The 23,335-nt window shown below is 74.5% G+C and carries 23 protein-coding genes and 2 pseudogenes; 8 read left to right on the top strand and 17 right to left on the bottom strand.

Features of this window, described 5'->3' with window-relative positions; all coding sequences use genetic code 11:
- Positions 1-56 precede the first annotated feature (56 nt).
- The 7 genes and pseudogenes from OTB16_RS16560 (at position 57) to OTB16_RS16530 (ending at position 8,779) form a co-directional block, all read left to right on the top strand.
- Positions 57-1,043: an ADP-ribosylglycohydrolase family protein gene (locus OTB16_RS16560; RefSeq protein ID WP_267720970.1), complete on the top strand. Its 987-nt coding sequence runs from the start codon at positions 57-59 to the stop codon at positions 1,041-1,043.
- Between the two features lie 821 nt (positions 1,044-1,864).
- Positions 1,865-2,983, top strand: coding sequence for an ADP-ribosylglycohydrolase family protein (locus tag OTB16_RS16555; RefSeq protein WP_420717716.1), 1,119 nt, complete (start codon positions 1,865-1,867; stop codon positions 2,981-2,983).
- A gap of 7 nt (positions 2,984-2,990) precedes the next feature.
- The gene (locus tag OTB16_RS16550) at positions 2,991-4,136 is read left to right on the top strand and encodes an ADP-ribosylglycohydrolase family protein (RefSeq protein ID WP_267720969.1); all 1,146 of its coding nucleotides are present in this window, start codon (positions 2,991-2,993) and stop codon (positions 4,134-4,136) included.
- Between the two features lie 26 nt (positions 4,137-4,162).
- The gene (locus tag OTB16_RS16545) at positions 4,163-5,713 is read left to right on the top strand and encodes an ADP-ribosylglycohydrolase family protein (RefSeq protein WP_420717715.1); all 1,551 of its coding nucleotides are present in this window, start codon (positions 4,163-4,165) and stop codon (positions 5,711-5,713) included.
- Positions 5,710-6,588, top strand: a pseudogene (rbsK, locus tag OTB16_RS16540) (ribokinase); the annotation flags it as partial. The gene OTB16_RS16545 and the pseudogene rbsK, both read left to right, overlap by 4 nt.
- Before the next feature lie 167 nt (positions 6,589-6,755).
- Positions 6,756-7,967, top strand: coding sequence for a CaiB/BaiF CoA transferase family protein (locus tag OTB16_RS16535; RefSeq protein WP_267720966.1), 1,212 nt, complete (start codon positions 6,756-6,758; stop codon positions 7,965-7,967).
- Positions 7,964-8,779 carry an HpcH/HpaI aldolase/citrate lyase family protein gene (locus OTB16_RS16530; RefSeq protein WP_267720965.1) on the top strand — a complete coding sequence of 272 codons (816 nt, stop codon included), beginning with the start codon at positions 7,964-7,966 and terminating at the stop codon, positions 8,777-8,779. Before OTB16_RS16535 ends, OTB16_RS16530 begins: the two co-directional genes overlap by 4 nt.
- Here OTB16_RS16530 and OTB16_RS16525 read toward each other — a convergent pair.
- The 12 genes and pseudogenes from OTB16_RS16525 to hisI all read right to left on the bottom strand — a co-directional run bounded on the left by OTB16_RS16525 (position 8,769) and on the right by hisI (position 19,739).
- On the bottom strand, positions 8,769-10,130 hold the full coding sequence (locus OTB16_RS16525; protein ID WP_324290831.1) for a glycosyl hydrolase family 28-related protein: 1,362 nt from the start codon (positions 10,128-10,130) through the stop codon (positions 8,769-8,771). The genes OTB16_RS16530 and OTB16_RS16525 overlap by 11 nt on opposite strands.
- 246 nt (positions 10,131-10,376) lie before the next feature.
- Positions 10,377-11,492, bottom strand: coding sequence for a prolipoprotein diacylglyceryl transferase (gene lgt / locus OTB16_RS16520; RefSeq protein WP_267720964.1), 1,116 nt, complete (start codon positions 11,490-11,492; stop codon positions 10,377-10,379).
- 315 nt (positions 11,493-11,807) lie between these two features.
- Positions 11,808-12,602 (bottom strand): annotated as a pseudogene (locus tag OTB16_RS16515) (DsbA family protein); the annotation flags it as partial.
- 94 nt (positions 12,603-12,696) lie between these two features.
- Entirely contained in the window at positions 12,697-13,542 is an 846-nt protein-coding gene (gene trpA, locus OTB16_RS16510; protein ID WP_267720963.1) for a tryptophan synthase subunit alpha, read from the bottom strand.
- Positions 13,539-14,810, bottom strand: a complete 1,272-nt coding sequence (gene trpB / locus OTB16_RS16505) for a tryptophan synthase subunit beta (RefSeq protein WP_267720962.1) — start codon at positions 14,808-14,810, stop codon at positions 13,539-13,541. Before trpB ends, trpA begins: the two co-directional genes overlap by 4 nt.
- 192 nt (positions 14,811-15,002) lie before the next feature.
- Complete coding sequence (gene trpM, locus OTB16_RS39580; RefSeq protein ID WP_383903139.1) at positions 15,003-15,215, bottom strand: tryptophan biosynthesis modulator TrpM; 213 nt, start codon at positions 15,213-15,215, stop codon at positions 15,003-15,005.
- Between the two features lie 8 nt (positions 15,216-15,223).
- Entirely contained in the window at positions 15,224-16,033 is an 810-nt protein-coding gene (gene trpC / locus OTB16_RS16500) for an indole-3-glycerol phosphate synthase TrpC (protein WP_267720961.1), read from the bottom strand.
- Positions 16,034-16,204: 171 nt separating this feature from the next.
- On the bottom strand, positions 16,205-16,774 hold the full coding sequence (locus OTB16_RS16495) for a DUF2752 domain-containing protein (protein ID WP_267720960.1): 570 nt from the start codon (positions 16,772-16,774) through the stop codon (positions 16,205-16,207).
- Between the two features lie 49 nt (positions 16,775-16,823).
- A complete protein-coding gene (locus OTB16_RS16490; RefSeq protein ID WP_267720959.1) occupies positions 16,824-17,075 on the bottom strand; it encodes an HGxxPAAW family protein in 252 nt (83 codons plus the stop codon).
- A 79-nt stretch (positions 17,076-17,154) separates the two neighbouring features.
- Positions 17,155-17,844: a TIGR02234 family membrane protein gene (locus tag OTB16_RS16485; RefSeq protein WP_420717712.1), complete on the bottom strand. Its 690-nt coding sequence runs from the start codon at positions 17,842-17,844 to the stop codon at positions 17,155-17,157.
- Positions 17,845-17,858: 14 nt separating this feature from the next.
- Positions 17,859-19,349, bottom strand: a complete 1,491-nt coding sequence (locus OTB16_RS16480) for an anthranilate synthase component I (RefSeq protein ID WP_267720957.1) — start codon at positions 19,347-19,349, stop codon at positions 17,859-17,861.
- A gap of 12 nt (positions 19,350-19,361) precedes the next feature.
- Positions 19,362-19,739 carry a phosphoribosyl-AMP cyclohydrolase gene (gene hisI / locus OTB16_RS16475; protein ID WP_267720956.1) on the bottom strand — a complete coding sequence of 126 codons (378 nt, stop codon included), beginning with the start codon at positions 19,737-19,739 and terminating at the stop codon, positions 19,362-19,364.
- A gap of 92 nt (positions 19,740-19,831) precedes the next feature.
- On the opposite strand from hisI, the gene OTB16_RS16470 reads away from it, so the two are divergent.
- On the top strand, positions 19,832-20,464 hold the full coding sequence (locus tag OTB16_RS16470; RefSeq protein WP_267720954.1) for a TIGR03085 family metal-binding protein: 633 nt from the start codon (positions 19,832-19,834) through the stop codon (positions 20,462-20,464).
- Between the two features lie 144 nt (positions 20,465-20,608).
- Here the strand turns inward: OTB16_RS16470 and hisF are convergent, their stop codons facing one another.
- Genes hisF through OTB16_RS16445 form a run of 5 tightly spaced genes read right to left on the bottom strand, consistent with a single transcriptional unit; the run spans position 20,609 to position 23,334 of the window.
- Entirely contained in the window at positions 20,609-21,364 is a 756-nt protein-coding gene (gene hisF, locus OTB16_RS16465) for an imidazole glycerol phosphate synthase subunit HisF (protein WP_267720953.1), read from the bottom strand.
- Positions 21,361-21,786, bottom strand: a complete 426-nt coding sequence (locus OTB16_RS16460) for a Rid family hydrolase (RefSeq protein WP_267720952.1) — start codon at positions 21,784-21,786, stop codon at positions 21,361-21,363. Before OTB16_RS16460 ends, hisF begins: the two co-directional genes overlap by 4 nt.
- Positions 21,783-22,520 (bottom strand): bifunctional 1-(5-phosphoribosyl)-5-((5-phosphoribosylamino)methylideneamino)imidazole-4-carboxamide isomerase/phosphoribosylanthranilate isomerase PriA, encoded by a 738-nt coding sequence (gene priA, locus OTB16_RS16455; protein ID WP_267720950.1) that lies wholly within the window; start codon positions 22,518-22,520, stop codon positions 21,783-21,785. Before priA ends, OTB16_RS16460 begins: the two co-directional genes overlap by 4 nt.
- Positions 22,520-23,170, bottom strand: a complete 651-nt coding sequence (gene hisH, locus OTB16_RS16450) for an imidazole glycerol phosphate synthase subunit HisH (protein ID WP_267720949.1) — start codon at positions 23,168-23,170, stop codon at positions 22,520-22,522. The genes priA and hisH overlap by 1 nt, the downstream gene beginning before the upstream one ends.
- A complete protein-coding gene (locus OTB16_RS16445; protein ID WP_267720948.1) occupies positions 23,167-23,334 on the bottom strand; it encodes a hypothetical protein in 168 nt (55 codons plus the stop codon). The genes hisH and OTB16_RS16445 overlap by 4 nt, the downstream gene beginning before the upstream one ends.
- Between the last annotated feature and the right edge of the window lies 1 nt (position 23,335).

The following is a 23,335-nucleotide window of genomic DNA, read 5'->3' as shown; positions in this document are numbered from 1 at the left end:
ATGGAACAAATCCCCCAAGGGCTCATCATGAGTCCCATCAAGTGGAGAGGCGCGCCATGGAGCTGATTGCATGCAATCCACAGGTCCTCCTCGAACGGGCCAGGGGTGCTCTTCTGGGACTCGCGGTGGGTGACGCGCTGGGCGCCCCCGCGGAGAACATGAAGCCGTCGGAGATCCGGGCCAAGTGGGGCCGCATCGAAGGCTTCGTGTCGGACGACCCGGCGGGCACGGACGACACCGAGTACGCGATCTTCTCCGGGCTCCTGCTGGCCCGGCACGGCACGGCGCTCACCGTCTCCCACGTGGAGCGGGCCTGGCACCACTGGATCGCGGACCTCGACGAGGGCCCCTTCCGCGGCGCGGGCTTCTCGGAGCGCGGCACGCTGGAGAACCTCCGCCGGGGCCTCGCGGCCCCCATCTCCGCACAGCACCGGCACGCCTGGTCGGACGGGCTGGCGATGCGCGCGGCCCCGTTCGGGGTCTTCGCGGCCGGCCGCCCGGCCGAGGCGGCGCGGCTCGTCGCGATCGACGGCTGCGTGAGCCACGAAGGCGAGGGCATCTACGGCGGCCAGGCCGTCGCGGCGGGCGTCGCGGCGGCCATGGCCGGCGGGTCCCCGGCCTCGGTGGTCTCGGCGGCGCTGTCGGTCATCCCCTCCGACTCCTGGACGGCCCGCTCCCTGCGGCGCGCGGTGACCGCCGCCCCGCGCGGCGAACGGGCGGTGCGCTCGGCGGTCGTCATCGGCGGCTACCCGTGGACGGACCTGGCCCCGGAGGCCGTCGGCCTGGCCTTCGGCGCGTTCGCCGCGTGCGGGGGCGACTTCGCCTCCTCCGTCCTGACCGCCGTGAACATGGGGCGCGACGCGGACACCACGGCGGCCGTGGCGGGCGCCCTCGCCGGTGCGATGTCGGGCGCCGCGGCGATCCCCGCCGCCTGGGCGTCGGCCATCGGCCCGGTCCGCGGCAGCTGCCTCCCCTCGATGCGGGGCTACCACGTCCTGGACATCGCGGACCTCCTCACCCCCGAATACGAGACGCCCCGATGACCCCGCCCCCGTACACCCCGGACCCCCCGACGGCCCGGCCGGCTCCCGCGAACCCGGCTCCCGTGGCCCCGGCCCCCGCTCCCGCGCGCACGGTGGCCCCGGCCGGAACGGCCGCCCGCCCGCCCGATCCGGCTCCCCCGGACGCGACGGCCCCGGCCCCCGCGAGACCGGCGCCTCCGGCGGCCGCGAGACCGGGCCCCACAGCCTCGGCCCCCGTTCCCGAGGGTCCGACGGCACCGGCCGGGACGGCTACCCTCCCGCCCGCAACGATTCCCCCTGCCCCGGAGGCCCCGAGCGCAACGGCCCCGGACCCGGCGGCCGCCCGCCCCACGGCCCCGGCCCGCGATCCGGCAGCCCCGGACCCGGCTTCCGGCGGCCCGGCCGCCCCCGAGCCCGGCACCGCGCGCCCCGCTCCCCCGCGCTGGACGGCCGCCGCTCCGCGGACCGCCGCCCCGCCGAGCAGCGCCGTCCCGGCCCCGGACACCCCGGCCGCGCGGGGCGGCCCGTACGAGGACGGCCCGTACGAGGACGGCCCGTACGAGGACGGCCCGTACGAGGACGGCCCGTACGCCCAGGAAACCCCGGAAGTGCGGGACGCCCCGGCGGACCCCGCCGCGCCGGGGATCCCGGGGCCGGGCGGCGGGCCGGAGCCCCGTACCGGCGCCGCGGGGCTCGCGCCCGTACCGGACTCCGCGCCGCGAGCACCCCGTACGGCCGGGGTCCGGATCGCCGAGCGACCGGCCGGGCCCGCCGCGGAACTCCCCCGCCCGGAGCCCCGTACCCCCGCGGACGCGACCGGCGGCGCGGTCGACCGGCGGCGGATCGAGGGGCTGCTGCTCGGGCTCGCCGCCGGGGACGCGGCCGGCTGGCCCGCCGCCCGCCACCGCGCCAGCCGCATGCCCGAGTGGACCCGCCGCCTCACCCGGGAGCTCGACACCTTCGCCGAGCAGAACGCCACCACCACCCTCCCCGTCCCGATCGCCCTCAACCAGCCCCCGGAGCCGCTGCGCCTGGGCCCCAGCGACGACGCCGAGTGGGCGGCCTTCGCCGCCGAGTCGGTGCTCACCGCCGCCGGGGTCCTGCTCAGCGACCTCTCCCGCTCCCGCCGCATGCGCGCCGCCATCGACCTCGCGTGGAACGCCCTCGCCTCCGAGGTCGCCGCGGCCGCGGAACGCGCCCCCGAGGTCGAATCCGCCGTGCTCCCGCTCCGCGCCCGGATCTCCGTCCGGGCCGGCCTGGGCAACCTCGCCGCCGGCCTGCGCCCGCCCGCCACCGGCCACGACAATCCGCACTACTTCGACGACGCAGCCTGCGTCCGTGCCTGCGTCCTGGCCGTCGTCCACCCCGGCTCCCCGGCCGCCGCCGCGGACCTGGCCGAGTTCGACGCCCGCTACACCCAGGACGGCGACGGCGTCCACGGCGCCCGCGCGATGGCCGCCGCCATCGCCACCGCCCTCACCGGCGCGGACGTCGACGCCGCCGTCGAGGCCGCCCTCGCCCAGCTCCCCGAGTCCACCGAGATCGGCCGCAACGCCCGCCACGCCGTCGGACTCGCCCGCACCCACCTCCGTACCAGCGCCGACGGCGGCGCCTTCGCCATCGTCCCCACCCTCGAACACGAGATCGTGGACCACGTCTACAGCTACGGGATCGCCGCCGCCGAGACCGTGCCCGTCGCCCTCGCCCTCGCGACCGCCGCCCGCGGCCGGGTGGCCGAGGCCGTCCCCACCGCCGCCTGCCTGTCCCGCGTCGCGGACTCCGCCCCCGCCCTCGCCGGCGCCCTCACCGGCGCGCTCGGCGGTGGCGACTCGATCCCCGCCGCCTGGCGCGAGGCCTGCCGGACCCTCTCCGGCTGCGCCCTCCCCCGCCTCGCCGGCACCGACCTCGTCGAACTCGCCGCGCTGCTCGCGCGTACGGAACTCACCTCACCCAAAGGATGATTCGGACATGACGCTCACGTTGGAGGACCGGGCCCACGGCGCCCTCGTCGGAGCCGCCGTCGGCGACGCGCTCGGCGGCCCGGTGGAGGGCTGGACCCCGGACCAGATCGCGGAACGCCACGGCGGCCGCGTCCACGGCATCGTCGGCCCCTGGTACGAGGACTGGCGCACGGCGCGCCCCATCGCCCCGTACCACAAGGGCGACGGCCACGTCACGGACGACACCTTGATGACGCACGCGCTGGTACGGGTCTACGAGACCGTGCGCGACCACCTCGACGCCTACGCGGTCGCCGACCACCTCGTCCCGGACCTGATGGGGAACCCCCGCTGGATCCCCGAACTGGAGGCGGATGCACTGCCGTTGCAGCGGATCTTCCTCGCCGAGAAGTGGATCGTGACCCGGCTGCACTACGCGCACGTCGACCCGCGCGAGGCCGGCAGCGGCAACATCGTCAACTGCGGCGCGGCGATGTACATGGCGCCGGTCGGCATCGTCAACGCCGGCAACCCGGAGGGGGCCTACGCGGAGGCGCTGGACGTGGCCGGCGCGCACCAGTCCTCCTACGGGCGGGAAGCGGCGGGCGTGTTCGCGGCGGCCGTGGCGGCGGCGTGCGTGCCGGGCGCCACCGCCGCCTCGGTGGTGGACACCGCCCTCGCCCTGGCCAAGGACGGCACCCGCGCGGCCATCGAGGCGGTCGCCGAAGTGGCCGCCCGGCACCGGGACTTCGAGTCTGCCCTGGTGCCGCTGCGGGCGGCGGTCGCCCCGTACGACTCGGTGGGCCCGGACTACCGCAAGCCGTCCCTGGGCGCCCGGCGCCCGTCCCGGCTGCACGCCATCGAGGAACTCCCCGTCGCGCTGGGCATGCTGCTGATCGCGGACGGCGCGTACGAGGCCTCGGTCCTCGGCGCCGTCAACTACGGCCGCGACTGCGACTCCACCGCCACCATGGCGGGCGCCATCGCCGGGGCCCTGGGCGGCGAGGCCGCCGTCCCCGAGGCCTGGGCCAAACAGGTCGCCGAGGCCAGCCGCCTCGACCTGCACGCCCCCGCGACGGCGCTGGCCGCGGTGACCCGCGAGGTGTTCGCCCTCGACCGCTCCCGCCGCCGGACCCACGAGGCGGCCTTCACCGCCATCGCCACCCCCCGATGACCGTCCCCGACCGCACCCGGGCCCCTATGCCCCCGGCGCCCGTACCGCCCGGCCCGGCCCCGGCTCCCCACCGGACCGCACCCGACGGCCCGCACCCGGCCGCGGATTCCGCCGGGCAACCCGTACGGGTCACCTGGGCGCAGCCCGAGGACCTCGTCGGGCACGAGCTCCGCCAGGCGGACGAGGACGGCCGGGACCCCGGGCCCGCCCGCCGGGCCTGGCTGGCCGCCGGCGGGCATCCCGCGCCCGAGCGGGCCGGCGCCTCCCCCGGCCCGGCGGACCCGGGGCTCCGCGCCCTCGCCGCCCGGCTGCTGGACGAGCTCGCGCTGCTGCCCTCGCCCCTGTCCGCCGACGAGCCCGCGTCCTGGGAGGCGATCCGCGCCACCTGGCCGTCCGGCGCCCCGGTCCGGGGGCCCCACCACGGAGCCGGGCCGGACCCCGCCGCCCCGGGCCCGCGCCCGGGACCGACACCGGACCCGCACGACGGCAGCGCCCCGGCCCCCGGCGCCGATCCCCGCCTCGTGGCCCGGCTGGAAGCCGCCTGGCTGGGGCGGGCCGCCGGGTGCCTGCTCGGCAAGCCCGTCGAGAAGCTGCCGCTGGCCGGCATCCGGGCACTGGCCCGCGCCGCCGGGAACTGGCCGCTGAACGACTGGTTCACCGCCCGCGGCGTCCCCCCGGAGCTCCTGGCCGCCCACCCCTGGAACCGCCGCTCCGCCCCGACGTCCCTCGCCGAGAACATCGACGGCATGCCCGAGGACGACGACCTCAACTACCCCCTCCTCGGCCTGCTCCTGCTCCAGCGGCACGGCAAGGGGTTCACCACCGCCGACGTCGCCCGCCTCTGGCTCGGCGAACTCCCCGCCGGACGGACCTTCACCGCCGAGCGCGTCGCCTACCGCAACCTCCTCCTCGGGCTGGAGCCCCCCGCCACCGCCACCCACCACAACCCGTTCCGCGAGTGGATCGGCGCGCTCATCCGCGCCGACGTCCACGGCTGGACCCATCCTGGCGACCCGGCCGCCGCCGCGGCCGCGGCGTACCGGGACGCCGCCCTGACCCACACCGGCAACGGCGTGTACGCCGCGCTCCTCGTCGCCGCCGCCACCGCCGAGGCCGCCACCGGCGACGCGGACGTCCACGGCGCGCTGCGGGCCGGGCTGGCCGTCGTGCCGCCCCGCTCGCGCCTCGCCGAGGCCGTGCGGTTCGCCATCGCCATCGCCGCGGCCGCCGCCGAGGCCGACTTCGACCGCGTCGTGGACGCCCTGCACGCCCGCTACGGTCACTACCACTGGGTCCACGCCGTCCCCAACACCGCCCTGATCGCCGCCGCCCTCACCCACGCCGACGGGGACTTCACCCGCTCCGTCTGCCGCGCCGTGTCGGGAGGCTGGGACACCGACTCCAACGGGGCCACGGCCGGCGCCCTCGCCGGGCTGCTCGCCGGCTCGCCGGACGCCCTCCCGGACCGCTGGACCGCCCCGTTGAAGAACCGCCTGTCCACCACCGTTACCGGCTTCGACGGTGCCGGCTTCGACACCCTCGCCCACCTCACCGCACAGGAGGCAGCCCGCTCATGACGGCCATCGCCGTGCTCGGCAGTACGAACATGGACCTCGTCGCCTACGTCCCCAAGGCCCCCCGCCTCGGGGAGACCGTCACCGGCACCGCCTTCCGCACCGTGCCCGGCGGCAAGGGCGCCAACCAGGCCGTCGCCGCGGCCCGCCTCGGCGGGCAGGTGGTGATGATCGGGGCGGTGGGCAGCGACGCGTTCGGCGTACGACTGCGCTCCGCGCTCGCCGCGGCCGGGGTCGAGACGGCCGCCCTGCGCACGGTCGAGGGGGCCAGCGGCACCGCCCACATCACCGTGGACGACGAGGGCGGCAACAGCATCATCGTCATCCCGGGCGCCAACGCCCGCGTCACCGGTCTGGAGGCGGGTGACGACAGCCGCATCGCCGCCTCCGGCGCCCTGCTGCTCCAGCTCGAACTGCCCCTGGAGGCCGTCCTCGCCGGCGCCCTCGCCGCCCGCGCGCACGGGGTCCGCACGGTCCTGACCCCGGCCCCGGCCCGGCCGCTGCCGGCCGGGCTCCTCGCCACGACCGACCTCCTGGTCCCCAACGAGCACGAAGCGGCCGCCCTCACCGGGCTCACCGACCCGCACCGGGCCGCGGCCGCGCTGCTGGACGAGGTGCCGGAGGTGGTCATCACCCTGGGGGCGGCCGGGGCCCTGTACGCCGCGCGCGGCCGGGAACCGCTGACCGTGCCCGCGCCCCCGGTACGGGCCGTGGACACCACAGCGGCCGGGGACACGTTCGTCGGCGCCCTCGCCGTGGCCCTCGGCGAGGGCCGCCCGATGCCGATGGCGCTGCGCTGGGCCTCGGCGGCGGCCGCGCTCTCCGTCCAGCGGCCCGGCGCCCAGGACTCGATGCCCACCCGCGCGGAAACGGACGCCTTCACCGAGTCCGGAACCGAGACCGTGACCAAAACCGGCCCCGGAACCGAAGCCGGGGCCGGGGCCGAGACCAGAGCCGGAGCCGGAGCCGGAGCCGAGACCAAAACCGGGACCGGAGCCGGGGCTGGGACCGGCCCCGGAGCCGCGTCCCAAGCCGGAGCCGCCTCGTGAGCGCCCCCGAGCCCGACCCGGGAACCGGTCCCCTGCGAGGGCTCCGCGTCCTCGACCTCGCCACCCTCTTCGCCGGGCCCCTCGCCGCCACGCTGCTCGGCGACTTCGGCGCCGAGGTCGTCAAGGTCGAGCACCCCGGCCGGCCCGACCCCTCCCGGGGCCACGGCCCCGCCAAGGACGGGGTCGGCCTGTGGTGGAAGCTGCTGGGCCGCAACAAGCGGACCATGACCCTCGACCTGTCGACCCCCGGCGGCCGGGACGTCCTGCTGCGCCTGGCCGCCACCGCGGACGTCATCGTCGAGAACTTCCGCCCCGGCACCCTGGAGAAGTGGGGCCTGGGCTGGGCCGAGCTGTCGGCCGCCAACCCGCGGCTGGTCCTGGCCCGCGTCACGGCCTTCGGCCAGCACGGGCCGTACGCCCACCGCCCGGGCTTCGGCACCCTCGCGGAGGCGATGAGCGGCTTCGCCGCGATCACCGGGGAGCCGGACGGGCCTCCGACCCTGCCGCCGTTCGGCCTGGCGGACTCCATCGCCGCGCTGACCACCGCGTACGCCGTGATGACGGCGCTCGCCGGACGCGACCGCACCGGAGCCGGGCAGGTCGTGGACCTGGCCATCATCGAGCCGATCCTCACCGTGCTGGGCCCGCACCCCCTCTGGTACGACCAGCTCGGCTACGTACAGCCCCGCACCGGCAACCGTTCCACGAACAACGCGCCCCGCAACACCTACCGCAGTCTCGACGGCCGCTGGCTCGCGGTCTCCACCTCCGCCCAGTCCGTCGCCGAGCGCGTGATGCGCCTCGTCGGCAGGCCCGAGCTGATCGCCGAGCCATGGTTCGCGACCGGTTCCGGCCGGGCCGCCCACGCTCCCGTACTGGACGAGGCCGTCGGCGGCTGGATCGCCCGGCACAAGGCGGACGAGGTCCTGGCCGCCTTCGAGGACGCCCAGGCCGCGGTCGCGCCGGTCTACGACGTACGGGACGTGATGGAGGACCCGCAGTACGCGGCCCTGGACACCGTCACCGAGGTCGAGGACCCCGAACTCGGCCCCATCCGGATGCAGAACGTCCTCTTCCGGCTCTCCGAGACCCCGGGCGGCATCCGCTGGGCCGGCCGCCCGCACGGCGCGGACACCGACGAGGTCCTCGCCGAACTGGGCCTGACCGGGGCCGAGATCAGCGTGCTGCGGACGGAGGGAGCGCTGTGATCCTCACCTGGCTCTACGCGCCGGGCGACCGGCCGGCGGTGGTGGCCAAGGCCCTGGCCTGCGGGGCGGACGCCGTCATCGTCGACCTGGAGGACGCCGTACCGGCCTCCCGCAAGGAGTACGCCCGCTCCGCCACCGCCGAACTGCTCGCCGAGCGGCCCCCGCTCGCCGTCCACGTACGCGTCAACTCCCTGGACTCCCCCTGGGGCGGCGCCGACCTCGCCGCCCTGGCGGGGCTGCACGGCCTCGCCGGTCTGCGGCTGCCCAAGATCAGCGCCCCGGAGCAGATCACCGCCACCGCAGACCGCACCGGCGGCGTCGGCCTGCACGCCCTGCTGGAGTCGGCGCTGGGCGTGGAGCGCGCGTACGAGATCGCGCGCGCCCACCCCTCCCTGCGCGGCCTGTCGCTGGGCGAGGCGGACCTGCGGGCCGACCTCGCCGTCAGCGCGGAGCCGGGGCTGGACTGGTGCCGCTCCCGGGTGGTGGTGGCGGCGCGGGCCGCGGGGCTCGCACCCCCGGCCCAGTCGGTGTTCCCCGACATCCGGGACCTGGAGGCGCTGGCCGCCTCCTGCGCCCGTGGCCGGTCCCTGGGCTTCCTCGGCCGGGCGGCGATCCATCCCCGCCAGCTGCCGGTGATCGAGCGGGCCTACGTTCCCGCACCCGAGGAGGTCGTCGCCGCCGAGCAGGTCCTCGGCGCCGCGCGCGCCACACCGGGCGCGCTGGCCCTGCCCGACGGCCGGTTCGTGGACCCGGCGGTGGTGGCCGCGGCCCGCCGCACCCTGGCCCTGTCCCGCCGGGCGGCTACGCGTTGAGCGCCGACCAGAGCCACGTGCCGCCGACGCGGACGTAGAGCCGCTTGTTCACCGAGTCCACGGCCATGGTGCCGTCGAGCGGCGGGCGGGTGAAGGCGGCGTCGGTGACGGGGCCGGCGACCAGGCGCAGGGGCGGGTTCGGCGCGTTCTTGACCGGTACCGTCCCGGTCGCCTGCGCTCCGGTCGTGCCGTAGCTGTTCTCCACCCGGAAGTCGCCGGTGGACGACCGCTCGTAGTAGATGTGGGTGCCGGTGGGCGCGGTGGCGTAGAGCCCGACGACGTTGCGCAGGACGGCGGTGGAGCCGGGGCCCGAGTAGAGGGCGACGCCCGCGTTGACGGTGGCCCTGTGCCGGTTGGCTATGACCACGTTCTCCAGCGCGCTGGAGCTCGCCGCCCAGCCGATGATGTTGCGTGCGGTGGCGGGGGTGCCCGGCGCGAAGTCGCCGGCGTAGCAGTAGATGTTGGTCGCGTAGACGTGCTTGCAGCCGGCGTCGGTCTTCAGGTGCGGGCCGCCCTGCATCCGGGAGGTCTCGAACTTGCAGTCCGTGAGGTAGACGCCATTGGGGTTGTTGGTGGTGACCGCGCCCTGGCCGATCCACAGCGCACCGGTGCCGAAGGCTTCCAGGCGGCAGCCGGTGAAGTGGATCTGGTTGATGTTGTCCTTGCTGTGGCCCCAGGTTCCCTCGGTGGCGGAGGAGGCGTTGCGGAGCCAGATGTTGGGCTGGGTGGTGCTGCCGGTGGTGCCGGTGCACTCCTCTACGACCAGGTTGGAGAAGCGGGAGTCCCAGAACTCGACGGCGTCGACACACATGTCGTTGTTGGAGGTCATGAAGACGTCGCGGAAGGAGGAGTTGTTGTTGTAGTAGAGCTCCAGCAGCAGGCCGGTCTTGCGGTTGCCGTTGAACCCGAGGTTCTCGACGGAGCAGTAGCGGCGGTGGGTGGCTCCGGTGGAGTAGGCCGGGCCGGTGCCCGACATCCTGAGCAGGATGCCGTTGCCGCCCTTGATCAGGGTGGAGGCTTTGGCTCCGGCGCCGACGAGGCGGATCCCGTCGGCCTTGACGGCCAGGGCCGGATTCCCCGCCGTCGGCTTCACCAGGTACTTGCCGACGGGGAAGTAGACGGTGCCGCCGCCTGCCGCGGCCGCCGCGTCGAGTGCGCGCTGGACGGCGGCCGTGTCGTCGGCGGAGCCGTTGCCGACCGCCCCGTGCCCCTTCACGTCGAACCAGTCCGGCGTTCCGCCGGCCGCCGTGGCGGCGGCGGCCGGGGTACCGGACACCACCGCCGCGCCCGCCAGTCCGGCCACGGCTCCGGTCAGCAATGCTCTGCGGGCGGTCCTGGACTGTTCGGTCATGATCTCCCCCTGATGACGACGGCTGTCGGGAACGATCATCCCGGAAGCCACCGACATCGTGCGCGGCGGGTCCGCCGGTCAGGGTCCGCCACTGCCCGGCACCCCGCAGGGCCGTCCTCCCGCCGTACGGTCCGGCGACCGGAGGCCGCTCAGCGCGTTCCCGCCCCGGTTCGCCCCGGTTCGCCCGGCGGGGAACGCCGAAGGGGCGCCACGCGGTGCGCGGCGCCCCTTCCCTGCACGTTCCGGTCAGGCCTTCCCGGTCTCCGGGGTCGCGCCCTCGGCCGGCTCCGCCTTCAGCGGGTCCGCCGCTGCGGCGCCCTCCGGTTCGGCGGCGGCCCCGGCCCGCGTGGTGTCCGCGGGCTCGGTCTTCGTCAGTACGGACGCCTTGGGCCCGGCGGCGGCGGCCTCGGCGGCGCCGGCCGGCTTCGCCCCGGGCGCACCGTCACCGTCCCCGGCCTCGGGAGCGGCCCCGGCTTCGTCCTTGGCCCCGGCCTCGTCCCCGGGCTTGTCGTCGCCCTTGCCCTTACCCTTGTCCTTCGCACCGCCGGAGGTCTCCGGCTCGACGATCTCCTCACGGCCCGGACGCAGCCTGGCCGACAGCACCAGGTAGACCACCGCCAGGACGAAGACCACGATCGAGGTCCAGACGTTCAGCCGCAGGCCCAGGATGTGGTGCGCCTCGTCGACCCGCATGTACTCGATCCAGCCGCGGCCCACGCAGTACGCCGCGACGTACAGCGCGAACGCCCGCCCGTGGCCGAGCGTGAAGCGGCGGTCGGCCCAGATCACCAGCACGGCGACGCCGACGCACCAGAGCGACTCGTACAGGAAGGTCGGGTGGTAGGTGCCGGCGACGCGGTTCGTACCCTCGCTGATCTCCACCGCCCACGGCAGGTCGGTGGCCCGGCCGTACAGCTCCTGGTTGAACCAGTTGCCCCAGCGCCCGCAGGCCTGGGCCAGCGCGATGCCGGGGGCCAGGGCGTCGGCCCAGGCCGGCAGCGGGATCCCGCGGAGCCGGCAGCCGATCCAGGCACCCACCGCGCCGAGCGCGATGGCACCCCAGATACCGAGGCCGCCCTCCCAGATCTTGAAGGCGTCGACCCAGTTGCGGCCCTCGCCGAAGTACAGCTGGTAGTCGGTGATCACGTGGTAGAGGCGACCGCCGACCAGCCCGAACGGCACCGCCCACACGGCGATGTCCGCGACCGTCCCCGGCTTGCCGCCCCTGGCGACCCACCGCTTGTTGCCGAGCCAGACGGCGACGAAGACGCCGACGATGATGCAGAACGCGTAGCCGCGCAGCGGGATCGGTCCGAGGTGGATCACGCCGGTCGACGGGCTGGGGATGTAAGCAATGTCCATGGCAGAGCTGACGCTACCCTGCCGGGTGGTGCGGACCGCAACCACCCGGCAAGCCGAAACCAAATCCACACACGGCCCGGCGGTCGCTCAGTCCCCGGACGTACCGCTCGACTGGCCCTTCGAGGACCCGGTGGACGAGCCGGCGGACGGGCTGTCCGCGCCGCCCTTCGAGGCCGTCTTCGAGCCGGAGCCGGAGCCGGAGGCCGTGGCCGAAGGCGAGGCCTTCGCACCGGCGCCCGCCCCGCTGCCACTGCCACTACCGCTGCCACTACCGCTACCGGACGTCGCGTCCGCCGACGGCGAGGCCTTGCCCGTCCCCTTCGCCGAGGCCTCCACCTTCTCCTTGAGCTTCTGCGGGGTCAGCGGGTTCGCCTGGTCGGCGAAGATGTCCTTGCCGTCGAGGAGCACGGTCGGCGTGCCCCGGAACTTGCCCTCCCGGAAGGCCTCCTGCGACTTGCCCACCCAGCTGTTGTGGGTGCCCTCCTCGACACAGGCCCGGAACGCCGGGGTGTCCAGTCCGTCCACCTTGCCCGCCAGCTCCAGCAGCCTGGCGTTCTTGCCGAAGGCGTCGTCGACCTCATCCGGCTGGTTCTGGAAGAGCACGTCGTGGTACGCGGAGAACTTGCCGGCGTCCTGCGCGCAGGCCGCCGCGTTGGCCGACTTCAGGGAGCCGCTGCCGCCCATGTTGCCGTCGATCAGAGTGACGATGTGGTAATCGACCTTGAGCAGGCCCTTGGCCTCCAGGTCGTGGACGGTGTCCCGGTACTGGTCCTCGAAGCCCTTGCAGGCGGGACAGCGGAAGTCCTCCCACACCGTGAGCGTGGACTTCGCCTCGCCCTTGCCCGTCTGGATGGCGAGCGCGTCCTTGCCGGTGGCCCCCGAGGGGGCGATCACCGGGCCCGCCTTGTCGGCGCCGCCGCTCTTGCCGGTATTGGCCGCGATCAGGCCGACGACGGCGGCCAGGCCGAGCACGCCGACCACCGCCGCCGACACGACGAGGGTCCGCCGGCGCTTGTCCCGGGCCTTCTCCCGCTGGCGCTCCTCCTGGAGTCGCTCCCGGGCCGATCGTTTCGTCGCATCGCGGTTCGCACCGTCGTTCTTGTCGCTCACGTTCGGCCAAACGAAGCAGGGAGGCACTCGCGTGCCTCCCTGCCCCCACTTCCACCCGATCGGGCTACAGAACCCGTCCGGAACCCGCTCCGTATCAGCTCCTGCGTACGCCTTCCGCAAGCTCGGCCGCAAGCGCGCGCACCCCGGCCAGCCCGGCCGGCAGGTCCGGCGCGTCCAGCAGCAGCTTCACGAAGGCCGAGCCGACGATGACGCCGTCGGCGAAGACGGCGACCTGCTTGGCCTGGACGGCGTTGGAGACGCCCAGCCCCACGCAGACCGGCAGGTCGGTGGTGGCGCGGGTGCGGGTCACCAGGTCCTGGGCCTGGTTGCCGACCGACTCGCGGGTGCCGGTGACCCCCATGAGGGACGCGGCGTAGACGAAGCCGGAACCGGCCGCGGTGATCGTGGCCAGGCGCGCGTCCTTGCTGCTGGGGGCCACGACGAAGACGGTCGCCAGACCGTGCTTCTCCGCGTGCTCCCGCCACAGGGCGGACTCCTGGACCGGCAGGTCGGGCAGGATGCAGCCGGCGCCGCCCGCCGCGGCCAGCTCGGCGGTGAACCGCTCGACGCCGTAGCGGTCGATGGGGTTCCAGTAGGTCATCACCAGGACCGGGACCCCGGTGGCCGCGTGGGCCTCCCGTACGGTCCGCATCACGTCGGCGATCTTCACGCCGCCGCGCAGGGCGATGTCGTCGGCGGTCTGGATGACCGGGCCGTCCAGGACCGGGTCGCTGTGCGGGAGTCCGATCTCGACGATGTCGGCGCCGCCCGCGACGACGGCCTTGACGGCCTCGATGCCGCCGTCGACCGTCGGGAAGCCCGCCGGGAGGTAGGCGACCAGGGCCGCCCGGTCCTCGGCCTTCGCCTTGGCGAGGGTCGCGCTCAGCAGGTCGATGGTGCCGGTTCCCGTTCCCGTTCCGGCCGGGGTGGTGGCGTTCACTTGTCGTCCCCTTCGGAGAACTCGTTCTCGGCGACTTCCCCGTCGGCGTCGTACAGGCCGAAGTAGCGGGCGGCGGTGTCCATGTCCTTGTCGCCGCGGCCGGACAGGTTGACCACGATGAGGCCGTCCCCGCCCAGCTCCCTGCCCAGCTCCAGGGCTCCGGCCAGCGCGTGCGCCGACTCGATGGCCGGGATGATGCCCTCGGTGCGTGACAGCAGCCGCAGGGCCTGCATGGCGGCGTCGTCGGTGACCGCGCGGTACTCGGCGCGGCCGGAGTCCTTCAGGTAAGAGTGCTCCGGGCCGATGCCGGGGTAGTCCAGGCCGGCCGAGATGGAGTACGGCTCGGTGATCTGGCCCTCCTCGTCCTGGAGGACGTAGGAGCGGGAGCCGTGCAGGATGCCGGGCTCGCCCGCGGTCAGCGTGGCCGCGTGCTCGCCGGTCTCGACGCCGTGGCCGGCGGGCTCGAAGCCGACCAGCCGCACGTCCGCGTCCGGGATGAAGGCGTGGAAGAGGCCGATGGCGTTGGAACCGCCGCCGACGCAGGCCGCGACGGCGTCGGGCAGCCGTCCCGCGCGCTCCAGGATCTGGCGGCGGGCCTCGACGCCGATGACGCGGTGGAAGTCGCGCACCATGGCCGGGAAGGGGTGCGGGCCGGCGACCGTGCCGAAGAGGTAGTGGGTCTGGTCCACGTTGGCGACCCAGTCGCGGAACGCCTCGTTGATGGCGTCCTTCAGGGTCCGGGAGCCGGACTTCACCGCGATGACCTCGGCGCCCAGCATCCGCATGCGGGCCACGTTCAGGGCCTGGCGCTGGGTGTCGATCTCGCCCATGTAGATGGTGCAGTCGAGGCCGAAGAGGGCGCAGGCTGTGGCGGTGGCCACGCCGTGCTGGCCGGCGCCGGTCTCGGCGATGACCCGGGTCTTGCCCATGCGCTTGGTGAGCAGCGCCTGGCCCAGCACGTTGTTGATCTTGTGCGAGCCGGTGTGGTTGAGGTCCTCGCGCTTGAGGAAGATCCGCGCGTTGCCCGCGTGCTCCGCGAAGCGGGGCACCTCGGTGAGGGCGCTGGGCCGGCCGGTGTAGTGGACCATGAGCTCGTTGAGCTCGGCCGCGAAGGCCGGGTCCCCCTTGGCCTTCTCGTACTCGACGGCGACCTCGTCCACGGCGGCGACGAGCGCCTCCGGGATGAACTTGCCGCCGAAGGCACCGAAGTAACCCTCGGCGTTGGGGACGTGACCCTCCGGGTCCGGAATGAAGAACTCGCTGGACATGTCCAGTGCTCCTACGGGGTGCGAGATGCGGCGGGGTGCTCTTCACCGTATTGCGCCGCCCGCCCGTGACGCTCAAACCCCGCTGGGGCGTGGCGTGCGTACGGTACGGAGCGGCCCGTGCCCGGAGCCGGCGGCTCGGGGGCACAGGGCCGTACGGGACCCGCGCGGCACTCGCCGCGCGGCGTTCCTCGTCTACGGCGCGCTGGTGCGCCGCCATCGCATGCCGTTGACCTGACCGGGCTCGGAGCCGATCACGTACCGGACCCGCCGCCCGTGCACGCGCCGCGCCGGGGCACGGCAGCCGCGGGGGCGGCAGCCGCGCGCCAGCGGCGCGTGCGCCGTCGGCACTGCGGCCCGGCCGCGGAGGCCGGGTCGGGTGCGGACGGAGGGGCGGTCGTGGGTCACGGGACGGGTCAGCTCCGCCCGTGGCGCAGTGCGGGGTGGGCGCCGGCGGCGACGAGGTCGGCCACGGCTGACTTCGGGTCGCGGCCGGTCACCAGGGACTCCCCGACCAGGACGGCGTCGGCACCCTCGTTGGCGTAGGCGATCAGGTCGTGCGGCCCGCGGATGCCGGACTCGGCGATCTTGACGATGTGGGCCGGGATCTCCTGCACGACGCGCTCGAAGACGGAGCGGTCGATCTTGAGGTCCTTGAGGTTGCGGGCGTTGACGCCGATGATCTTGGCGCCGGCGGCGACCGCGCGCTCCACTTCCTCCTCGTCGTGGACCTCGACGAGCGGGGTCAGGCCGATGGACTCGGCCCGCTCGATGAGGGAGACGAGGGCCTCCTGCTCCAGGGCCGCGACGATCAGCAGCGCGAGGTCGGCGCCGTAGGCGCGGGCCTCCCAGAGCTGGTACGCCGTGACGATGAAGTCCTTGCGCAGGATCGGGATGTCCACGCGGGCGCGGACGGCCTCCAGGTCGGCCAGGGAGCCACCGAAGCGGCGCTGCTCGGTGAGGACGGAGATGACCGCCGCACCGCCCGCCTCGTAGTCGGCGGCGAGCCCTGCCGGATCGGCGATCGCGGCCAGCGCGCCCTTGGACGGGCTGGACCGCTTGACCTCGCAGATCACCTTGACGCTGTCACCGCGCAGTGCGGCGACGCCGTCCTTGGCCTGGGGCGCCTTGGCGGCACGCTCCTTGAGCTCGTCGAGGCTGACGCGGGACTGCCGTTCGGCAAGGTCTTCGCGGACCCCTTCGATGATCTCGTCGAGCACACTCACGCGAGCGGCCCCCTTCCGGGTCGATGGCGGTCGGCCGCCTTGCAGACACGTTCCACAGCAAGGTCGACACTCAAATGGTATCCGCAGGACGCCTCGGCTCGGCACCCGGATGACGCCGTCCCAGTAACTGGACATTCGGAATGCGGGCTTCATTTGCCCTGCGTACGGGCCTCAGGGCGCCAGGGCGGAGCCGAAGGAAAAGTTCCGGACGACGGCGAAGACCAGTGCCGCGGCGCCCAGACCCCACCAGTGCAGCGGCTTCGGCACCGGAGTCGGGACGGGCCCGCCACGGACGGCGCGAAACAGCCACAGGGCCGTGAATCCCGCGAACGCGAAGTAGCCGGCGACGGCGAGGGCATTTGCCCCGAAAGCCGTGATCAGATCGCCGTGGGCGAACGCGTGCGCACTGCGCAGGCCGCCGCAGCCGGGGCACAGCACCCCGGTCAGCCGGAAGAGCGGGCAGACCGGGTAGTGGCCGGGCTCGTTGGGGTCCACGGCGCCCACGTACGCGAAGGCGCCGACGACGGCGGCCAGGGTGAGCGCCGGGGCGGCCAGCCGCCGGGCCGCGGAGGCGCGTACGGCGGGCGGCGGCGCGGGCGCCGGACCCGGTCCGGCGGGACCCGGGCCCCGTGCTGCCGGGGGCGCGGGAGGCACGGGGGGTACGGGGGGTACGCGCGCCACCGGCGGCGGCACGGGTTCGGGGGTGCGAGAGGCGTCCACCCGCTGATTCTCTCCGCTCATGACAAAAGGCGCAGCCCGACGGGCCACGCCTTTCGGATGCGCCGGATCCTCAGACCTTGGCCGGGACCTTGGACGCGGCGATGACCTCGGCGAGGTCACGGTGGGTGGCCTTCGGCGCGCCCATGCCCGCGGCCTTCATCCCCATGCCCACGACACCGCCGAGGACGACGATGACGAGGCCGGCCCAGAAGCCGAGCGGGTTCGCCAGCACCATGAAGGCGCCGGAGACGCAGAAACCGATGAAGGCGATCATTACACCGGTCCAGGCGGCCGGGGTGTGTCCGTGGCTAGTGCCCGCCATGAGTTGCTCCTCGTTGCTCTGTCGCACGTGCTGTGTCGAACGCTCGGTGTCATTGTCCCGCACCGCCCGGGGGGATCGTTCAGCGGGTCGGGTCCTCGCCGCGGTCCAGAGCCTTCCACAGATCCTCGGGCCGGTCCGGGTCAATCGCCGCGACCTTGCGCGTCCGGGGGCTGCCGTCACGCTCGTAGCGTCCCCCCATCGAGGGCCAGCTCCGGCCGAAGCGCAGTGCCAGCAGGCCGGCGGCCAGGATCAGGACCGCCCCGGCGGCCGTGACGTACGGCCACGCCGTGTGGGTCAGGCCCGCCACGTGCGCGGCGGTGTCCGCGGTCGTACGGGCCGCCTGCGCGTCCAGGGCCTGGCGGCCGTCGGCGCCGAGGACGGCCGCCAGGGCCGCGCCCAGGCCGCTGAGCGCCAGCAGGCCGGACACCAGGAGCCGGCTCCGGCCGCGCACGGCGAACACGGCGACCAGGGCCGCGAGGCCCACGATGGCCAGGGCGGCGGGGAGGCCGGTGACGGCCCGCCCGTCGGCCGCGAGCGGCAGCGCGTCCACGCCGACCGCGGCGGTGCCGCGCGCCCAGGTCCGGCCGGAGGCCAGCAGGACGACGGTGGCGCCGAGGGCGCCGAGCAGCAGGGCGACGGCCACGCTGCGGCGGCCGCCCCGGCTGTCGGCGGACGCGTCGGCGGCGGGGGCGCCGCCGGCTTCGGGGCCGTCGGCGCTCTCGGCGGCGGAATCGTTTCGGGACGGGGGTACGGCACTCACGTACCCCACTATCCCCTACGCCCTCAGGAGCCGTGGAGGCGGTTCGCCGCTCCCACCGCGCGGAGCACGGCGGCCGCCTTGTTGCGGCACTCCGCGTCCTCCAGCTCGGGCACCGAGTCGGCGACGACCCCGGCGCCCGCCTGGACGTACGCCGTCCCGTCGCGCAGCAGCGCGGTGCGGATGGCGATGGCGGTGTCGGAGTCCCCGGCGAAGTCCAGGTAGCCGACGCAGCCGCCGTAGAGGCCGCGTCGGGAGGGCTCCAGCTCCTCGATGATCTGCATGGCCCGCGGCTTCGGCGCGCCCGAGAGGGTTCCGGCGGGGAAGCAGGCGGTGAGCACGTCGAAGGCGGTCTTGCCCTCGGCGACGCGGCCGGTGACCGTGGACACGATGTGCATGACGTGCGAGTACCGCTCGACGGACATGAAGTCGACCACCTCGACGGATCCCGGCTCGCAGACCCGGCCGAGGTCGTTGCGGCCGAGGTCGACGAGCATGAGGTGCTCGGCGCGCTCCTTGGGGTCGGCCATCAGCTCCTCGGCGAGGTCGTGGTCCTCCTGCGGGGTGGCCCCGCGGTGGCGGGTGCCGGCGATGGGGTGGACCATGGCCCGGCCGTCCTCGACCTTGACCAGGGCCTCGGGGCTGGAGCCGACGACGTCGAAGCCGTTCTCGAAGCGGAAGAGGTACATGTACGGAGACGGGTTGGTGGCCCGCAGCACCCGGTAGACGTCCAGCGCGGAGGCGTGGCAGGGGGTCTCGAACCGCTGCGAGGGCACCACCTGGAAGGCCTCGCCGGAGCGGATGCGCTCCTTGATGTCCTCGACGGCGGCCTGGTACTTCTCGCCGCCCCACAGCGCCGAGTACTCGGGCAGCTCGGAGGCGGGCAGCGGGGCGGGCGTGTAGGGGGCCGGGCGGGAGAGGTCGGCTTCCATCGCGTCGAGGCGGGCCACGGCGTCGGCGTACGCCTCGTCCACGCCCGAGTCGAGGGCGTTGTGGTTGATGGCGTTCGCGATGAGCTGGACGGTGCCGTCCCAGTGGTCCAGGACCGCCAGGTCGGAGGTGAGCAGCATCGTCAGCTCGGGCAGTTCCAGGTCGTCCCGGGTGTGCTCGCCGATGCGCTCCAGGCGGCGCACGATGTCGTAGCCGAGGTAGCCGACCATGCCGCCGGTGAAGGGCGGTGTGCCGCCGGCGAGGTCGCGGGGGGTGTGCAGGGCCTCGACGGTGGCGCGCAGGGCGTCGAGCGGGTCTCCGTCGGTGGGCACGCCGACGGGCGGGGTGCCGATCCAGTGCGCCTGGCCGTCGCGGACGGTCAGGGTCGCGTCGCTGCGGACGCCGACGAAGGAGTAGCGGGACCAGGAGCGGCCGTTCTCGGCGGACTCCAGCAGGAAGGTCCCCGGGCGTTCGGCGGCGAGCTTGCGGTAGAGCCCGACGGGGGTGTCCCCGTCGGCCAGCAGCTTGCGGCTCACGGGGATGACGCGGCGGTCGGCCGCGAGCTTGCGGAACGTCTCAAGATCCATGGCGGTGCGAACCTACCTGTTCTCGGCTGCGGCGATCGGAAGGACGTCGGCGTCGAAGCAGGTGCGGGTGCCGGTGTGGCAGGCGGCTCCGACCTGGTCGACCTTGACGAGCACGGTGTCGGCGTCGCAGTCGAGGGCGACGGATTTCACGTGCTGGAAGTGGCCGGAAGTATCCCCCTTGACCCAGTACTCCTGACGGCTGCGGGACCAGTAGGTGCAGCGGCCGGTGGTCAGGGTGCGGTGCAGGGCCTCGTCGTCCATCCAGCCGAGCATGAGCACCTCACCAGTGTCGTACTGCTGGGCGATGGCCGGTACCAGGCCGTCGGCGGAGCGCTTGAGGCGCGCGGCGATGGCGGGGTCGAGGCTGCCGGGGCGGGGGGACGTAACCATGCGGCCATTGTGCCGGGCGGCGGGCGCCGGTACGGATCACTGTCCGCCTGATGGGCGGGCACAAGGCGGGTTCCGGCCGTAGGCTGGCCCGCATGTCTACCCATGCGAAGCGCGAACGCCTCTTGCTGGCGGACCTGTTGGAGGCGGCCGGCCCGGAGGCGCCGACCCTGTGCGAAGGCTGGACGTGCCGGGACCTCGCGGCGCACGTGGTGGTCCGCGAGAGGCGGCCGGACGCGGCGGGCGGGCTGCTGCTGAACGCGCTGAAGGCCCGGCTGGACAAGACGATGGACGAGTACACGGCCAAGCCGTACGAGGAGCTCGTGCGGCTGATCCGGACCGGCCCGCCGAAGTTCTCCGTGTACGCGCTGAAGCAGATCGACGAGGCGGCGAACGCGGTGGAGTTCTACGTGCACGCGGAGGATGTCCGGCGGGCGCAGCCCGACTGGTCGCCGCGGGAGCTGGACCCGGTGTTCTCGGACTCCCTGTGGTCCCGGCTGGAGAAGCTGGCCCGCCTGACGGGGCGGCGCTCGCCGGTGGGCCTGGTCCTGCGGCGGCCCGACGGCCGCACGGCGGTGGCGCGCAAGGGTGCGCCGGTGGTGACGGTGACGGGCGAGCCGGGCGAGCTGACGCTGTTCTGCTTCGGCCGCCAGAACTCGGCCGCGGTGTCCCTGGACGGTGACAAGACGGCGGTGGCGGAACTGACGGTGGCGGACCTGGGCCTGTGACGACCGGGCCCGGCGCTAGCGGACCCGGCGCTAGCGGACCCGGGACGGCCGGGCCGAGGTCTGCCGGCCTCGCCACCCCGCGACGGCTCCGGGCCGCCCGGCCGGCTCCCCCGCGGGGGCGTCGGCCGGGCGGCCCGGAGGGCGTCAGCGGACCGGGTGGCCCGCTTCGCGCAGGGCCGTCTTGACCTCGGAGATCCGCAGGTCGCCGAAGTGGAACACCGACGCGGCCAGCACCGCGTCCGCGCCCGCCGCGATCGCCGGCGGGAAGTGCGCGAGGCTGCCCGCGCCGCCCGAGGCGATCACCGGGACGGTGACGTGCCGGCGTACGGCCGCGATCATCTCGGTGTCGTAGCCGTCTTTGGTTCCGTCCGCGTCCATCGAGTTCAGCAGGATCTCCCCGGCGCCCAGCTCGGCGGCCCGGTGGGCCCACTCGACGGCGTCGATGCCGGTGCCCTTGCGGCCGCCGTGCGTGGTGACCTCGAAGGAGCCGGAGGCGGTGCGGCGGGCGTCGACGGACAGGACGAGGACCTGCCGGCCGAAGCGCTCCGCGATCTCCTGGATCAGCTCGGGGCGGGCGATGGCGGCGGTGTTCACGCCGACCTTGTCCGCGCCGGCCCGCAGCAGCTTGTCCACGTCGTCCGCGGTACGGACGCCGCCGCCCACGGTCAGCGGGATGAAGACCTGCTCGGCGGTGCGGCGCACCACGTCGTAGGTGGTCTCGCGGTTGCCGGAGGACGCGGTGATGTCGAGGAAGGTCAGCTCGTCGGCGCCCTCGGCGTCGTACAGCTTGGCCATCTCCACCGGGTCGCCGGCGTCGCGCAGGTTCTGGAAGTTGACGCCCTTGACGACCCGGCCGTTGTCCACGTCCAGGCAGGGGATCACCCGTACGGCCAGCGTCATGCGGACGCCTCCCCGGGCCGGGTCGCGGCGTCGGCGCCGGTCGGGACCGGGCCGAAGGCCTCGACCTCCACCTCGACGACCATGCCCGGGTCGACGAACCCGGACACGATGATCATGGAGGCGGCGGGCCGGACGGCGTCGAGCAGCTCCTTGTGGGCGCGGCCGACCTCCTCCACGTCCCGGGCGTGGGTGAGGTACAGGCGGGTGCGGACCACGTGCTCGGGGCCGAGTCCGGCCTGGGCGAGGGCCTTGAAGGCGACGCCGAAGGCGCCGATGGCCTGGTCGTACGGGCCGCCGGCGTCGGCCGCGGTGCACCCGGAGACCAGGACCAGGCCGTTCGGGAGCTGGACGGCGCGGGAGTAGCCGATGACGTCCTCGTAGGCTCCGCCGGAGGAAATGCGGCGTACGGAGTCGGAGCTCATGCGGAGACCACCTTCAGGGCTTCTTCCAGGGTGAAGGCCTTGGCGTACAGGGCCTTGCCGACGATCGCGCCCTCGACGCCCAGCGGGACCAGCTCGGAGAGCGCCCGCAGGTCGTCCAGGGAGGAGATGCCGCCGGAGGCCACGACGGGCCGGTCCGTGGCGGCGCAGACGTTCTTCAGCAGCTCCAGGTTGGGGCCGGTGAGCGTGCCGTCCTTGCCGATGTCGGTGACGACGTAGCGGGCGCAGCCCTCGGAGTCCAGGCGGGCCAGGGCCTCGTACAGGTCGCCGCCCTCGCTGGTCCAGCCGCGGCCCTTGAGGGTGGTGCCGCGGACGTCGAGGCCGACGGCGATGCGGTCGCCGTGGTCGGCGATGGCCTTGGCGGCCCACTCGGGGGTCTCCAGGGCGGCGGTGCCGAGGTTGACGCGGGTGCAGCCGGTGGCGAGGGCCGCGGCGAGCGAGGCGTCGTCGCGGATGCCGCCGGACAGCTCGACCTTGATGTCCATCGCGCCGGTGATCTCGGCGACCAGGGCGCGGTTGTCACCGGTGCCGAAGGCCGCGTCGAGGTCGACCAGGTGGAGCCATTCGGCGCCGGAGGCCTGCCAGGCGAGGGCCGCCTCCAGCGGGGAGCCGTAGGAGGTCTCGCTGCCGGAGACGCCGTGCACGAGGCGGACGGCCTGTCCGTCGCGGACGTCGACCGCGGGGAGGAGTTCCAGCTTCGCTGAGGACACGGGCATCAGAGGGTCTCGATCCAGTTGGTGAGGAGCTGCGCTCCGGCGTCGCCGGACTTCTCGGGGTGGAACTGGGTGGCCCACAGGGCCCCGTTCTCCACCGCCGCGACGAAGGGCTCGCCGTGGGTGGCCCAGGTGACGCGGGGGGCGCGGATGGCGGGGTTGGTGACCTCCAGGCTCCATTCGCGCGCCGCGTAGGAGTGCACGAAGTAGAAGCGGGCGTCGGCGTCCAGGCCGGCGAAGGCCTGGCTGTCGGGCGGGGCCTGGACGGTGTTCCAGCCCATGTGGGGGACGATCGGGGCCTTGAGCGGGCCGACCGTGCCGGGCCACTCGTCGAGGCCCTCGGTCTCGACGCCGTGCTCGATGCCGCGCTCGAAGAGGATCTGCATGCCGACGCAGATGCCCATGACCGGGCGGCCGCCGGAGAGCCGGCGGCCGATGATCCAGTCGCCGCGGGCGTCCTTGAGGCCCTTCATGCAGGCGGAGAAGGCGCCGACGCCGGGGACCAGGAGTCCGTCGGCGTCCATCGCCCGGTCGTAGTCGCGGGTGATCTCCACGTCCGCGCCGACGCGCGCGAGGGCGCGCTCGGCGGAGCGGACGTTGCCGAAGCCGTAGTCGAAGACGACGACCTTCTTGGTGGGTCCGGCAGTGCTCATTCCCAGATCCCTTGGATGCGCAGGACTCCGGCGGCGAGGCACATCGCGGAGCTGATGGCGAGCAGGATGATGACCGACTTGGGCATCTTCTGCTTCTGGAAGGAGTAGACGCCGCCGGCCAGGAAGAGGCCGAGGACGATCAGGATGGTGTTGAGGCCGTTCACG

Origin of the sequence: Streptomyces antarcticus, from assembly GCF_026627255.1 — a bacterium.
In the GTDB taxonomy this organism is placed as follows: Bacteria; Actinomycetota; Actinomycetes; order Streptomycetales; family Streptomycetaceae; genus Streptomyces; species Streptomyces antarcticus.
This window is presented reverse-complemented; position numbering and strand designations above follow the sequence as displayed.